The organism is Vibrio ponticus (assembly GCF_009938225.1).
Lineage (GTDB): Bacteria > Pseudomonadota > Gammaproteobacteria > Enterobacterales > Vibrionaceae > Vibrio > Vibrio ponticus.
Genome location: NZ_AP019657.1, coordinates 2,303,879 through 2,319,717 on the forward strand (window position 1 = coordinate 2,303,879; position 15,839 = coordinate 2,319,717).

Below are 15,839 nucleotides of genomic sequence, written 5' to 3' on the forward strand. Positions count from 1 at the left end.
TGATGCTGTAAATTGGATATCACCAAGGATTGTCTTTCTCGCAACATTTTTCCTGTGAGAAAAGAAGGGAATCAAACCTGGTCAACCTCGAGCAGGTGCGAATTAAAACTATAAAAGGAAGTGACGCGCGATTAAGTTCGTTTGACGACAGTGCGTCCAAATTAGATTGGAAGGATGTATCTATGGTAGATAGAGAGCAGAGCACCCAAGGTCTGTACACTCCTGAGTTGGAGCATGACGCTTGTGGTATCGGTTTTGTTGCTCACCTCAAAAACCGTAAATCACACGCAGTAGTAACTCAAGCACTCGATATGCTTGCTCGAATGGAACACCGTGGCGGTCAAGGTTGCGATCCATGCAGCGGCGACGGCGCAGGTATCCTACTGCAAAAACCTCATGAATTTCTTTTAGAAGAAGCGGTTAAGCTTGGGATTAAGCTCCCTTCTTTTGAAAAATACGGTGTAGGTGTGGTACTTTTCCCGAAAGATCAGCACAAACGCGAACAATGCAGAGATATTCTCGAGCGTAATGCGAAGCGCCTAGATCTTGAAGTGATTGGCTACCGAGTGTTGCCAACCGATAACTCAATGATCGGTGCCGACCCGCTAAGTACTGAGCCACAATTTGAACACGTATTTATTACTGGTGGTCCAGGCACAACGCCAGAAGAGTTAGAACGTAAGCTGTATGTATTACGTAACTACACGGTTCGCGTATGTCTAGAGAGCGTGTCCAACATTGGTGATGATTTCTACATCAACTCAATGTCATACAAGACTCTGGTTTATAAAGGTCAGCTAACCACTGAGCAAGTACCGCAGTACTTCTTAGATTTGCAGAACCCAACCATGGTGACGGCACTGGCGTTAGTTCACTCTCGCTTCTCAACCAATACATTCCCTAAATGGCGTCTAGCGCAGCCTTTCCGTTACATTGCCCACAATGGTGAAATTAACACTGTTCGCGGTAACTTAAACTGGATGAAAGCGCGTGAAGCAATTCTTGAATCAGAGTTGTTCACTCAAGCTGAAATCGACATGCTATTGCCTATCTGTCAAGAAGGCAGTTCAGACTCATCAAACTTCGACATGGCACTAGAGCTATTGGTGCTTTCCGGTCGTAGCTTGCCGCACGCATTAATGATGATGATCCCTGAAGCATGGCAAGAAAACAAAAACATGGATCCAACGCGTCGCGCATTCTATCAGTACCACGCGAACATCATGGAACCATGGGATGGCCCTGCATCAGTATGTTTTACTGACGGCGTACAAGTAGGTGCTACGCTTGACCGTAACGGTCTGCGTCCATCACGTTACACAGTGACCAAAGATGACTTCCTCGTCATGGCGTCAGAGTCTGGTGTAGTAGATATCGCGCCAGAAAACGTTGAGTTCCGTGGTCGCCTGCAACCAGGTCGTATCTTCGTTGCGGACCTTGAGCAAGGTCGCATAATCTCTGACGAAGAAGTCAAAGATTCTATCGCAACCGCTCAACCTTATGAGAAATGGGTTGAAGAGAACCTGCTTAGCCTGAAAAAACTACCAGACGCAAGCAATCAGTTCAGCCAACCATCGCCTGAGCGCCTATTGCACCGTCAACAAGCGTTTGGTGTGAGCTCGGAAGAAGTGAACGAGATCATCGTGCCAATGGCTAACGATGGTAAAGAGCCTCTATCCGCAATGGGTGCCGACTGGCCACTAGCGGTACTTTCGCATCAATCACAGCACCTATCTAACTACTTTAAGCAGTTGTTTGCGCAGGTTACCAACCCACCGATCGACCCGATTCGTGAGCGTATGGTAATGTCGCTGAATACTTACCTAGGTAAGGATCAGAACCTACTAACCGAAACGCCGCAGCATTGTCAAAAAGTCGAGCTTGAATCACCAGTACTGGCTAACTCTGAACTAGAGAAGCTACGTGCAATTGATAACGAGCACCTGCAAGCGAAAACGCTGGATATCGTATTCCAAGCCAGTGAAGATCAAGGCAAACTTGAGCGTGCACTAAAACGTATTTGCCAATACGCAGAAGACGCGGTTATTGATGGTTACTCTATCATCTTGCTAACCGACCGCGCGGTGAACTCAAACCACGCGGCTATTCCAGCGATGCTGGCGGTCGGTGCAGTGCACCACCATCTAATCCGCAAAGGTCTACGTGCCAAGTGTGACATCGTGGTTGAAACCGGTGATGCACGTGAAACACACCACTTTGCGACACTACTAGGCTACGGTGCGAACGCAGTTAACCCTTACTTGGTTATCGAAACCATCATTGAGCTGCAACGCACTAAGAAACTTGATCCACAAGCGAACCCGCGTGATTTGTTCGACAACTACCGTAAAGCAGTCAACGGCGGACTACTCAAAATCTTCTCGAAGATGGGTATCTCTACGCTGCAGTCTTACCATGGTGCACAGATTTTTGAAGCGCTTGGTATTCACAAATCCGTGGTCGATAAATACTTCACAGGTACGGTATCGCGCATCCAAGGTCTCACTCTGGATGATATCGCCAAAGAAGTACTGATCCGCCACCGCTTTGGTTACCCGCAACGTGACATCCCAATCCAAGTTCTGGATGTGGGTGGTGTTTACCAGTGGAAACAGCGTGGTGAAAAACACCTATTTAACCCAGAAACCATCTCTTTGCTGCAGGAGTCAACGCGTAATAAGAACTACGATCAGTTCAAGCAATACGCTGCCGCCGTTGATAAGCAAGGTGACAATGCCGTTACCCTACGTAGCCAGCTAGAGTTTATTAAAAACCCAGCCGGTTCGGTTCCACTTGCTGAAGTTGAACCAATTGAGAGCATCGTAAAACGCTTTGCCACTGGCGCAATGTCGTTTGGTTCGATCTCTTACGAAGCGCACTCAACCCTTGCTGTAGCGATGAACCGCCTTGGCGCGAAGTCGAACTCAGGTGAAGGTGGTGAAGACCCAATCCGCTTTGAACCAAAAGAAAATGGTGACTGGGAACGCTCAGCAATCAAACAGGTAGCATCAGGTCGTTTCGGCGTAACCTCTTACTATCTAACCAACGCTGAAGAGCTACAAATCAAAATGGCTCAAGGCGCGAAGCCAGGTGAAGGTGGTCAGCTACCAGGCGATAAAGTCGATGACTGGATCGGGGCGACTCGTCACTCCACTCCTGGGGTAGGTCTGATTTCTCCACCGCCACACCACGACATATACTCAATCGAAGATTTGGCACAGCTCATCTACGATTTGAAAAACGCTAACCGTAAAGGTCGCGTTAACGTCAAACTAGTTTCAGAAGCAGGTGTAGGTACCATCGCTTCAGGTGTAGCGAAAGCGAAAGCTGACGTAGTACTGATCGCTGGTTTTGATGGTGGTACAGGCGCATCACCAATGTCTTCAATCCGTCATACCGGTCTTCCTTGGGAACTTGGTTTAGCTGAAACTCACCAAACGCTACTGAAAAACGGTCTACGTAACCGCATCGTTGTTCAAGCAGATGGTCAGATGAAGACACCACGTGACCTTGCTGTTGCAACACTGTTAGGCGCGGAAGAATGGGGCGTAGCAACCGCAGCACTTGTGGTTGAAGGCTGTATCATGATGCGTAAGTGTCATAAGAACACCTGTCCTGTAGGTATCGCAACGCAGAACAAGACGCTACGTGAACGCTTTGATGGTCGCGTAGAAGATGTTGTGACCTTCTTCCAATACATGGCTGAAGGCCTGCGTGAAATCATGGCAGAACTTGGCTTCCGCACTATCGATGAGATGGTCGGTCAAGGTAAGAAACTGAAAGTTCGCCAAGACGTATCACATTGGAAATACAAGAACCTAGATCTAACGCCAGTGCTTCACGTTGAAGAAGCGCGTGCGGAAGACGGTATCTTCTGTCAAACCCAACAAAACCATAACCTTGAGTCGGTACTGGATCGCCAGCTTATTCAAGCCGCAATTCCTGCGCTAGAAAAAGGCGAAGCGGTCACGGCTGAGTTCCCAATCGTCAACACGGACCGCTCGGCGGGCACAATGTTGTCGAATGAAATCTCGAAAGTATACAAAGATAACGGTCTACCTCAGCCAATGAACGTCAAGTTCAAAGGCTCTGCGGGTCAATCATTCGGTGCTTTCCTTGCTAAGGGCGTTAAGTTCGAAGTGGAAGGTGATGCCAACGATTACTGGGGCAAAGGCCTTTCTGGCGGTACGCTAGTACTTTACCCAGACGCCAACTCAAGCATTGTCGCGGAAGATAACATCGTGGTCGGTAACGTATGTTTCTACGGTGCAACCTCAGGTGAGTCTTTCATCCGCGGTCTTGCTGGTGAGCGTTTCTGTGTACGTAACTCCGGCGCGAAAGTCGTGGTTGAAGGTGTGGGTGACCACGGTTGTGAATACATGACCGGTGGTGTGGCGATTATCCTTGGTTCGACTGGACGTAACTTTGCTGCGGGTATGAGTGGCGGTGTAGCTTACGTTTGGGATAAATCAGGTGATTTTGAATCAAAACTCAACCCTGAACTGGTTGACCTCGATCCAATCGAGCAAGAAGACAAAGACCTACTACTCGACATGCTGAGTAAGCATGTTCAGTTCACAGGAAGTGAAGTGGCTCAGTCTTTCCTAGACAATTTTGAAGTAAGCCTAGAGAGCATGGTGAAAGTAATGCCACGTGACTACAAAGCCGTACTTCAAAAGCGTAAGGCTGAAGCAGAACAAAAAGAAGCGGAGGCAGTGTAATGGGTAAGCCTACTGGATTTTTAGAGCATGGTCGTGAACTCCCGCAGAAAATCGACCCGCAAGAGCGTATTAAGAACAACAAAGAGTTCGTTCTCAATGAGGAATTTGGTGACAAGATCAACACGCAAGCTTCTCGCTGTATGGACTGTGGCGTGCCGTTTTGTCATAACGGCTGCCCTATCGGCAACATCATCCCAGAATTTAACGATGCGGTTTACCGTGACAGCTGGGAAGAAGCTTGGAACATTCTAAGCTCGACCAATAACTTCCCTGAATTTACTGGTCGTGTTTGCCCGGCTCCATGTGAAAGTGCGTGTGTACTTGGGATTAACCAAGATCCAATCACTATCTGTAACATTGAGAAAACCATTGTTGAGACCGCGTACCGTGAAGGCTACGCGAAACCAAAAACACCACGTACTCGCACGGGTAAAACCGTGGCAATCATCGGCTCAGGTCCGGCAGGGTTATCTGCTGCTGAGCAGCTTAATAGTGCTGGTCACTCAGTCACTGTGTTTGAGCGTGATGAAAAAGTGGGTGGTCTACTGCGCTTTGGTATTCCAGACTTTAAGCTAGGTATGGACATCATTGACCGTAAAATCAACTTAATGGCAGAAGCCGGCGTTGAGTTCAAAGTCAACCAACATATCGGTGTCGATGTTAACGCACAGCAACTGCGTCAAGAGTTTGATGTGGTGCTACTGACTGGCGGATCTACGGTACCGCGCGATCTACCTGTTCCTGGCCGCGAACTAAATGGTGTCTACTTTGCGATGCAGTTCCTTTCGCAAAACAACCGCCGTGCTAACGACATGGATCTTAAGACGGAAGAAATTCACGCTAAAGATAAACATGTCGTGGTGATTGGTGGTGGTGACACGGGTTCTGACTGTGTGGGTACTTCAAACCGTCATGGAGCGAAGAGCATCACTCAAGTTGAAATCATGCCGATCCCGCCAGAGAAGCGCCCAGCGAATATGCCTTGGCCGCAATACCCAATGATCATGCGCACTTCAACATCTCATGAAGAAGGCGTTGATCGTCACTGGAACATCTTAACTAAAGAGTTTGTCGGTAACGAGCACGGTGAAGTAACCGGTCTGCGTATCGCTGACATCGTATGGGAAGATCCAAAACCAGGTGAGCGTCCAGGCTTTAAAGAAGTTGAAGGCAGTGAGCGTGTGATCCCTTGTGATATGGCGTTCCTCGCGATGGGCTTCTTACACCCTGAGCCACATGGTGTACTTGCACAACTTGACATCGCATTGGATGATCGCGGCAACGTGGCAACCACTGACTTTGCGACCAACCAACCTGGCGTGTTTGCTGCTGGTGACATGCGTACTGGTCAATCGTTGGTTGTACGTTGTATCAACGAAGGTCGTGAGTCTGCTCGCGCTGTTGACGAGTACCTAATGGGTGGCACCAACCTAGAAGCGAAAGCAAAATCACTGATGCTTTCTGCTTAATAAAATTTGGCGAGAAGCTACCATTTCTCGCCATTTACCTTCCATTTTAGTTTGACCAGCCTAGCGCTGGTCTTTTTTCGCCCTCATCACATGCCACACCGTCAAACTCTTTATACACTTGGTTATAGTGATCAGTTTGACTATAGTTGCGTATAGAGTAATCACACTAAACCATTCGGAAGAGTAAAATGAAAACTACTTTCGCAGTCATTATCGCCACTGTCGTACTTTCAGGATGCAGCCAAGGAGCCAGAGCCATGACGAAAAAAATTGATCAAGTCTGCGCTGATAAACCCAACTGTGTTTCAACCTTAGATCAACGAGAGAAATTTCAACTCGCTCCATTCACGATCAAAGACAATGTGACCATTGAGCAAATTGAAACCGTGGCACTAAGCTTACCAGGTGCGAAAACAGCCGCTCATGAAGGCAATTATCTACGTATTGAGTGCACCTCAAAAATCATGCGCTTTGTTGATGATTTAGAGCTAGAAATAAGAGGCAACCAATTACTCGTCCGCTCAGAATCTCGCGTGGGTTACTCTGATTTTGGCGTCAATCGCAAGCGAGGTGAACAGCTTCGAACTGGGCTCGAGAAAGCTGGATTGCTCGAAAACTAATCGCTCAATAACAACCACCTGATACCGAAAAACGCCTACTTTTGATTAGGCGTTTAAGTTAATTCCCCTCCTGTAACTCCCCCTCAAACGGATTGATTCACGCTCTAACAGTGACCAATCATTAGGCGATCTTTATCACGCGACACTTGCGATAAACCACCTCTCATGATAATTATAATTACTCACAAAAGAGAATGGGAATTATTCTTACTAAAAATAACAACAAATAATGGCACTGTAGTGATACAAGCCAATGGACTCAGCAGCAATCAAGCTGCTAGCAATCAAGGAAAAGATCGAATGAATCAGGAATGTCGCTCGCTGTTTGATCGCGAGCATGAACACTCGAGCTGTGGAGTGGGGTTCATCACGGACAAAACAGGCGAACAAACTCACCAACTTTTATCCCTCGCTCATCAAGCACTTTGTACCATCCCTCATCGTGGCGGTATGAACGCGGAAGGTATTGGCGATGGTGCCGGGATCAATATTGATATATCCCGTAATTTTTATCGACACCTGTTGAACAAGCCTCACCTGCAACTCGGCGAGTTTGGTGTTGCCAACTTTTTCTTCCCCTATGATAACGAGCAATCTCAGCGCGCCAAGTCACTCATTGAAAGTACTTTAAATGAGTTTAATTTGGATCTTGAACTCTATCGTCAGGTTCCCGTTAACCTAGGTGCGGTTAACCTCGCTTCTCAGCAGGTTCAACAAACCATACACCAATACGTATTCACTGACGCGCAAATCGCTCGCAGTCATCAACAGTTTGAACTTGATATTAATCTCGCATTAAACAAACTCGAATCCATCGCTTTCACTGATGATAGCTTGCATGGTTTTTACCCTCTTTCAATGGGTTCAAAGACTCAGGTTTACAAAGGACGTTTAAACTCTTGGGAGGTGATGCCTTATTTTGCCGACCTCACTCACCCAGAACATCAAGTTACCACGCTTTTTTTCCATACCCGTTTTTCGACCAACACAGCACCTGCGACAATGATGGCGCAGCCATTTCGACGTATGGCCCATAACGGTGAGCTCAATACTGATAAGAAAAACCGGCTCAGTGAGGATGCCATCGCTCGTCAGCAGCACAAATCCGTCGTATTTCCTAAAGGACAGTCAGACTCAGCAAGGCTAGACCAAACCTTGGCTCGCCGGGTGGTGGAAGACCAAATGGATATCGTGACAGCGGTAATTGCCATGATGCCACCAGCATGGGAAAACGACACTAAGCTATCGAAAAACGTCAAAGCCATGCTCGAGTATTTCAGTCTCTCAGAAGAAAAAAATGATGGCCCTGCCGCGCTCATCTTCTCTGATGGACAAAAAGTTGGTGCTCGCCTCGATCGATTAGGACTTCGCCCACTAAGAAGTGTTGAAACAGACCGCTACTTAGCCGTAATGAGCGAAGCGGGGCAAATCGACTTTCCAGCCGAAGAGATCACTCGCTTTGGTCGTATCCAAGCCGGAGGTATGATTTACTTTGATCATGCGACTGGACAAAGCTATGAAACCAATCAAATTCTCGAGCAGCTCGCCTGCCAGCGCAATTACCCTGCACTACTTGAATCGGCACGCTTTACTCTTGCTGATATTGAACCCAGCCACTTAGACGATATTGAAGATAATCATCACTTTAGTGCGTACAGTCGCCATGTCGCTTACTCACTCAACCAAGAAAGTTTTAAATTCTTCCTCGACCCAATGCTTGAATCTGGCGCAGAAAAAATATCCGCAATGGGCTTTGGACTCGCACCAAACGTGCTGACCGATGAAGAAGGTGGCATGGCGAAATATTTCAGCCAAAGATTCGCTCAAGTTACCAACCCACCACTAGACTCTCTGCGCGAGTCTGATGGCATGACACTGCGTGTTGCTTTGGGTGCAAAACCCAACTTCACTCCTCAAGATACTGTTCAGTTGGTACTTGAATCTCCAATTATTCAGCCGCAGCAATTAGAGCAAATATTGCAGCAGAAACGCATTAAGGTAGCAACGGTTGCTACACTCTTTACCCCAACGATCAACAACCGCGATGATAATACCCAGCGCGTCAAAAATGCAGTAGAAAGCATTTGCCAACAAGTTGAAGCAGCCGCGCTAGCGGGCAATGGCATTGTCGTTTTAACCGATAAAGCCATTGCCAACGATCAAGCCTCCCTGCCCGCTATCTTGGTCGCGGCCGCAGCGAATCAACGCCTAATTCAACGCGGGTTGCGCTTTGATACCAGCTTGGTTTATCAAACCGGTCAGGCTGCCAGCAGCCATGATCTTGCATGCCTACTCGGTTTTGGTATCTCTGCGGTTTGTCCACTTTCAGTCTACTATCGCGCCCAAACTCTAGCCAACAACCAGAGTGTTGAAGTCGGTCTAAAAAACTTCCAAAAAGCGTGTGAAAAATCGCTGATGAAAACCATGGGTAAATTCGGTCTTTGTACCGCGGAAAGCTATATAGGTGGTGAATTCTTTGAGTCTAACTTTATCGACACAGATTCCGAATGCCTGAAAGAGTACTTTCCCAATATTGCCTCACCTGTAGGCGGAGCTCGATTGGCGGATATCGCTTGGAGCGCCGCAAAGTGGCATTTCAAAGCACTAGCGATTAATGAAGAGAATCAAATTCCACTATTGGGGCTTTTTAAAGAACGCCAAGATGGTGCTGGACACAGTTTTGGTAATACCGCGGTACGCGAGTACATCAATATGACTCAAGAACCAGTAAGCTATGTGGAGGCTTCACCGGAAGCAAAACTACTTGAGTCAACGGTGGTACAAGAGCAAGACCTTGCCTACAAGCAAACTGGCTATGAGAAACTTACGTCAGAACAAATCGATACATTTTCGATAACACCCGCTTACCGAACATTTGCCCAAAATCTGTATCTGGAACGTGAAACGCGCCCTGCGACATTACGTGACATTTTATTGTTGCCATTAGATTTTAGCGCTGCGACAACTCAAGCCGAGTTCGTACACTTACTGGATCGTTATCACTTTGATGGAAATAATGACTACTTATGGCGAGGTATCACCGTTGAAAATAATCAACCTGAGTACTTTTTAACCCTCGACAATCCAGATGTGCGCCATGCGCTGAAAGAAGCAATTGAGCTGGTTTGGGGCGATAAAATCGATCTCGTTGAACTGATTAATGACTCGGTTCGAGTCATCGTACAACCAGCACTTAATCACTTCCTCAATCGGGTCAAATCTACGCCAAAAGCGATTAGTTTGGACCAAGTGACACCCGCTCATTTAATTATGCCTTGCTTTGCCTCTGGCGCGATGAGTCACGGCGCACTCAATGCTAACGCCCACCAAGCCGTTGCTCAGGGCACCAATATCGCAGGAGCGATGAGTAACTCAGGGGAAGGAGGTGAACACTCATCTCGCTTTAACTCTATTAAATCCAGCAAAATCAAACAATTTGCTTCAGGAAGATTTGGCGTTTGGGTAGGTTATTTGGCCGATCCTCAGCTCGAAGAAATTGAAATCAAAATAGCTCAAGGGGCTAAACCGGGTGAAGGCGGTCAGTTACCTGCGCCAAAAGTCACCGTCGAAATTGCCGCCGCGCGTGGTGGCACGCCAGGAGTAGAACTGGTGAGTCCACCTCCGCACCATGACACCTACTCTATCGAAGATCTAGGTCAGCTTATCCATGACGCAAAAGCGGCGCGTGTGCGAGTCATCGTAAAACTGGTTTCGTCAGAAGGTATTGGCACTATAGCCGTTGGTGTAGCGAAAGCAGGTGCGGATATCATTAACGTCGCGGGCAATACTGGTGGCACAGGCGCTGCGGCTGTAACCAGTTTGAAAAACACCGGTCGCGCGGCTGAAATAGGTATTGCAGAAGTTCATCAAGCACTGAGCGAGAATGGCCTGCGCGATAAAATTACGCTACGTTGTTCAAATGCTCATCAGACTGGCATGGATGTGATTAAATCAGCCATTATGGGGGGGGATTCATTTGAATTTGGCACGACTGCACTCATGATGCTGAAGTGCGTGATGGCGAAAAACTGTAATATCAAATGCCCTGCTGGCTTAACCACCAATCCAGAGTTGTATCAAGGTGACCCTAGAGCACTAGCGCAGTACTTCCTTAATGTCGCGCACGAAGTCAGAGAGATTTTAGCCCAACTTGGCTATACCAGTTTAAGTGAGATTCGCGGCAAAACAGAGCTGTTACATCTTGCGAATCACCACAGTATCGTTGGTCGTCTTGATGTCACCGGATTACTCAAACCCGTTGATGCTATCAAAATAACCCAACCCGTATACCTTGAAGCAGACTTTACCCCCGATGATCAACTGATTGAGCAATTGCTTGATCAATATTTTGAATCACAAGATCAACAAATCACTTTATCGGCAGGCAAACTCAACAACCGCAACAAATCCACGGGTGGACAGCTATCGATTGATATTGAACGAGCACTTAACTATCAAGATAAAGCACGCTACCACCCTGCCGTGAAAACCGCCAGCAACGGACGTCGCTTCTTTGACGCTGAATCTATCACGGTAAACAGCCATGGCAGTGCCGGCCAAAGTTACGCCGCATTCAATAACAGCGGTGTGGTCATGCACCATACCGGAACCTGCAATGATGGCGTAGGCAAAGGGGCAAGTGGTGGACACATCGTGGTGCGTTCACCTCATGCTCAAAGCCTTTCTCAGGGCAACAATGTCTTGATTGGCAACTTTGCGCTATTTGGCGCCACTGGCGGTCAAACCTTTATTCAAGGTGAAGCAGGTGACCGTTTTGCCGTACGTAACTCTGGTGCGGTTGCTGTGGTCGAAGGTGTTGGTGACTTTTGTTGTGAGTACATGACCAATGGTTCGGTTATCAACCTCGGAAATTATGGTAAAGGCTTCGGTAATGGCATGTCCGGCGGCATCGCTTATCAATACGATATTGATGGTCAATTTGCTGCAAGCTGCAGTAAAGATTCGGTGCTAACCTTGCCACTAATCGAGCAAGATGATGGTTACGAGCAAGCGCTTAAATGGCATCTAGAGCAACATCTGCGCTTTACAGGGTCAGAGAAAGCGGCGCAATTGCTCGCCGATTGGGCAACCAGTCGTACGCTATTTACCTTGGTATTGCCATTAGCCCTAACCCAGAGCCAGCACCCACAAAGCATTCTCACCACTCACTCGCGTAAAAAGATGTTGGAAGAGATGATTCAAGGTGAGGCAAGCCGCCTCATTGAGCAAATCCACTTTGCCTACCGAGATAATCAGCCGCTCGCTAACGGTCTAAGCCCTCAATACGGTGAAATGGATAGTAGCTTAATCTGCCAACTGCTGACCCAAAGCGGTGTCTTACATCGCGCGAAACAATTAAGTCAACTGCAGACTCCTAATGACCCACAACAAAACCCAAGCTTGCGTCGCTTGTTCGAGTTAAAAGATAAAAAGTTACTCGATGCGATCAGTAAAGATGTCAAAGAGGCCATCTCTACCTATCAAGACGAAGAGTTATCGGTGTTGCTTGCAGACAAACGCGTTAGTGACTACAAAAATTCTCTTAATCGCCGTGACATTTGGGATACCCACTCGCGAGGCACCAGCGTTTGGATCATAACTCGTGAAGCGGAGATTGCTCAGCAGATGACCAACGTCGAACCACTGAGTCAACGGCTAGCGACACTTTACTGCCAGCTATTTTCCGATGTGATTCGTGATGAAATAGAGCAAGCACAGAAAAATCAGAAAGAAGCTAAACCAGCCTAAGGAAAGGCGCTGTAAATTAATAGGAAATACAATGAAAGTACCTCATTTGCCACAAGACATTCCATTTAATGATGACCAAAAAACTTGGTTGGCTGGCTTCTTTTCAGGCCTACACTCACGCTTGCTGGTTAAGCAAGAGTCTGTGGTTCATGCAGAAACTAAACCGCAAGTAAAAGGCTTAACCATTCTATACGGTTCCCAAACAGGTAATGCCGAAAGCGTCGCCTACGAAGCCGCAGAGAAAGCCAAAGAGTATGGCATGACAGCCTCAGTGTTTGACATGGATGATGTCGACGCACAGATTTTTGTTAAGTCCTCACGCATACTAATTGTCACCAGTACCTACGGTGAAGGTGAAATGCCTGATAACGCCGAATCACTCTGGCAAACTATGAGTAGTAACAATGCACCGAACCTTATCGGCACCTTCTTCTCCGTACTCGCACTAGGTGATACGAGTTACGATGAGTTCTGCCTAGCAGGTAAACTTTGGGATGAGCGTTTGTCAGAGTTAGGCGCCACTCGTGTCACCGATCGAATCGACTGTGACATTGATTTTGAGCAACTGGCCGAAGATTGGATGGTAGCAACATTACCAAGCATCGCCGCTCAAGGTGATGATGACGAAGAGCAGAGCCAAACAGCCTCTTCGCCTGCTAAGCAAAAGTCTAAGTTCAATCGAAAGAACCCTTTACTCGCAACGCTAAAACATAAACGAGTATTGACTAAAGCAAGCTCTTCAAAAGAAATCATGCACTATGAACTCTGTTTAGAAGGCTCTGGTGAGTTTTATAAACCAGGGGATGCGCTCAATGTCATCCCACAAAATCAACCGGACTTGGTCGAAGATGTACTCCAACAACTCGGTTATAACGGTGATGAGCGTCCGTCTTGGAATGGTGAAAGTCATAGCCTGCGTGAAATTTTCACTCATCACCTTGACATTCGCACCCCAGCAAAAGAGTTGCTTAAGGCTGTTGCTGAAGCGGCTAGTGATCATCACGTCTTACAGATGATTGCCAATGACGATACAACACCGCTGAGCGATTTTCTCTGGGGTAAAGATATTCTCGATATTTTGCGCTACTACCCAAATGTCAGTTTATCCTTGGCGGAAATATTATCACTGCTTAAACCTATCGCACCTCGCGCTTACTCTATCTCTTCTAGCTTGAATAAGCATCAAAACGAAGTGCATTTAACCATTGGTAGTGTACGTTACCAAAAGCAAGACCGTGAATATCATGGAACTTGCTCAACTTGGCTTGCAGATATCATTAACGAAGGTGAAAAAGTCCCTTGTTATTTTGCTCCCAATAAGAATTTTGCAATTCCTCAGGATGACAAGGCGCCAATGATAATGGTCGGTCCTGGCACTGGCATCGCACCATTTCGCGCCTTTCTCGAAGAGCGCGAAGTTATCGCGGCACCTGGTGATAATTGGTTAATTTTTGGTGATAGAAACGCGGCGAGTGACTATATCTATCAAGAAGAGATTGAAGCTTTGCAGCAAAAGGAAGTATTAACCAAATTAGATCTCGCTTTCTCTCGCGACCAGGCGGAAAAGGTCTACGTACAAGATAAAATGCGTGAAAATGGTGCCGAGCTATTCGCATGGCTTGAACGTGGCGGTTACTTCTTTGTTTGTGGTGATGCTTACCACATGGCAAAAGATGTCGATAAAGCCCTACATGATGTCATCGCTTTACACGGCAATATGGATGTTCAAAGCGCCAGCGACTACGTTGCCCAACTGAAAAAACAGAAACGCTATGTCCGCGATGTATACTGATTCAATTTACTGGAGCCAAAAGTAGGCGTTTCCACCGCAATTCACCATTCAAAAAAGCCATGGTCTTCGCCATGGCTTTAGTCGATTAATTAGCGTGTTAACTTAGATTGCACCGTCAGTAATCAGATTATGTTTGTTGAGCAATCGGTACATAGTCGCACGTGAAACCCCAAGTTCTTTGGCTGCCATAGAGACTTGCCCAGCATGAGATTCCAAAACCAATAACAACGCATCGCGTTCGCTACGTTCACGGATGCTTTTCAAGCTTCGTTTGCCATCACTGCGTTTCGGCAAATCTAGGTTATCTTCATCTAACATCACGCTATCAGACATAAGAACCACACGTTTAATCTGGTTCATCAATTCACGCACGTTACCCGGCCAATGATATCGCGTCAGTGCTCTAACCGCTTCTTCGGTGAAGCTACGCGCTTGAGCATTGTACTCACGCGAATAATCCATTAGAAAATGGCGCGCCAAGATAGCAATATCACCCGCACGCTCTTTCAAACTCGGTACATTGATACGAAGTACATTGATGTAGTGATAGAGCTCTTCATTAAAGTCGCCATCAATCAATGCCTTCTCTATATCTGCCGAGTTTGCCGCTAAAACACGTACATCCACTTCTTTAGGGCCATCTTTGGTTTCAACCATCCCTTCTTGTAGAAAGCGCAATAAGTTAATCTGCTGAGATTTGGGTAGAGTTAAAATGTCGTTAAGCAGCAACGTACCGCCGTGGGCTTGCTCTAGTAAGCAAGGTTCATCGGATTGATCCCGGTTGATACCGAATAAATCGCTTTCGATACGACGTTCAGATAACGCTCGACAGTTTACCGAAATAAACTCTTTGTGCGCACGAGCAGAAGTCTTATGGACCGCTCTTGCAACCGTCTCCTTCCCTGTCCCGCTTTCACCATAAATCAGGATACTCACATCCGTTGGTCCAATGCGTTTAATCTGATCACGCAGACGTTTCATCGGAATTGAATCACCGACCAAACCCATATCATTATTACTACCGTAATGTGGCCACACTTTTTTCTCAAGCTTGAGCATGCCGAGTTGGTGACCGATCGAACTCAGGAGCTGCGCATCTGGAATAGGCGCAGTAAAAAAGTCGATACAGAAGTTTACAATGAACTGGCAAATGGTATCAGAACTCAGTTGATGCTCACGAATGAACGCAATCCATCGTACTTGCTTGTGAGAACTCACTAAGTTGGCGATACCATTTAAACTGAACTCATCGTGACTAAGATCGACGACGCCTATACATGGTCCCGTTTCTGTAAATAAAGCATTCGCTTTACGTAAATCTGCACACTGGGTACAACGCCACCCCACTTGCTCAAGAACAGAAAGCCATGGCTCGTAGCTACCACCTACTACCACCAATGACCCCGGGACAGAATCCATTCGGAATTGACTACCCATTAAGCTTTTCCTTTTATTTTGCGTAGAAATTTATAGTTATATATTCCACTGG

6 protein-coding genes are annotated in these 15,839 nt (G+C 46.9%); 5 read left to right on the forward strand and 1 reads right to left on the reverse strand.

Annotated features, from left to right (window positions below; translation table 11 throughout):
- The first annotated feature begins 182 nt into the window (after positions 1–182).
- The 5 genes from gltB (at position 183) to GZN30_RS10290 (ending at position 14,350) form a co-directional block, all read left to right on the forward strand.
- Positions 183–4,721 (forward strand): glutamate synthase large subunit, encoded by a 4,539-nt coding sequence (gltB, locus tag GZN30_RS10270; protein ID WP_075651441.1) that lies wholly within the window; start codon positions 183–185, stop codon positions 4,719–4,721.
- A complete protein-coding gene (locus GZN30_RS10275; protein ID WP_075651439.1) occupies positions 4,721–6,190 on the forward strand; it encodes a glutamate synthase subunit beta in 1,470 nt (489 codons plus the stop codon). Before gltB ends, GZN30_RS10275 begins: the two co-directional genes overlap by 1 nt.
- Positions 6,191–6,378: 188 nt before the next feature.
- The gene (locus tag GZN30_RS10280) at positions 6,379–6,810 is read left to right on the forward strand and encodes a DUF1499 domain-containing protein (RefSeq protein WP_075651437.1); all 432 of its coding nucleotides are present in this window, start codon (positions 6,379–6,381) and stop codon (positions 6,808–6,810) included.
- 300 nt (positions 6,811–7,110) lie between these two features.
- Positions 7,111–12,558 carry a glutamate synthase-related protein gene (locus GZN30_RS10285; protein WP_075651435.1) on the forward strand — a complete coding sequence of 1,816 codons (5,448 nt, stop codon included), beginning with the start codon at positions 7,111–7,113 and terminating at the stop codon, positions 12,556–12,558.
- A gap of 31 nt (positions 12,559–12,589) precedes the next feature.
- A complete protein-coding gene (locus tag GZN30_RS10290) occupies positions 12,590–14,350 on the forward strand; it encodes a diflavin oxidoreductase (RefSeq protein ID WP_075651433.1) in 1,761 nt (586 codons plus the stop codon).
- A 102-nt stretch (positions 14,351–14,452) separates the two neighbouring features.
- Here GZN30_RS10290 and vpsR read toward each other — a convergent pair whose 3' ends face one another.
- Positions 14,453–15,787 carry a cyclic-di-GMP-binding transcriptional regulator VpsR gene (gene vpsR / locus GZN30_RS10295; protein WP_075651431.1) on the reverse strand — a complete coding sequence of 445 codons (1,335 nt, stop codon included), beginning with the start codon at positions 15,785–15,787 and terminating at the stop codon, positions 14,453–14,455.
- Between the last annotated feature and the right edge of the window lie 52 nt (positions 15,788–15,839).

Excerpts from the sequence above, each read along its gene's own strand:
- GZN30_RS10285 (WP_075651435.1), top strand. The coding sequence starts at position 7,111 with ATGAATCAGGAATGTCGCTCGCTGTTTGATCGCGAGCATGAACACTCG.
- vpsR (WP_075651431.1), bottom strand. The coding sequence starts at position 15,787 with ATGGGTAGTCAATTCCGAATGGATTCTGTCCCGGGGTCATTGGTGGTA.
- GZN30_RS10290 (WP_075651433.1), top strand. The coding sequence starts at position 12,590 with ATGAAAGTACCTCATTTGCCACAAGACATTCCATTTAATGATGACCAA.
- GZN30_RS10275 (WP_075651439.1), top strand. The coding sequence starts at position 4,721 with ATGGGTAAGCCTACTGGATTTTTAGAGCATGGTCGTGAACTCCCGCAG.
- GZN30_RS10280 (WP_075651437.1), top strand. The coding sequence starts at position 6,379 with ATGAAAACTACTTTCGCAGTCATTATCGCCACTGTCGTACTTTCAGGA.
- gltB (WP_075651441.1), top strand. The coding sequence starts at position 183 with ATGGTAGATAGAGAGCAGAGCACCCAAGGTCTGTACACTCCTGAGTTG.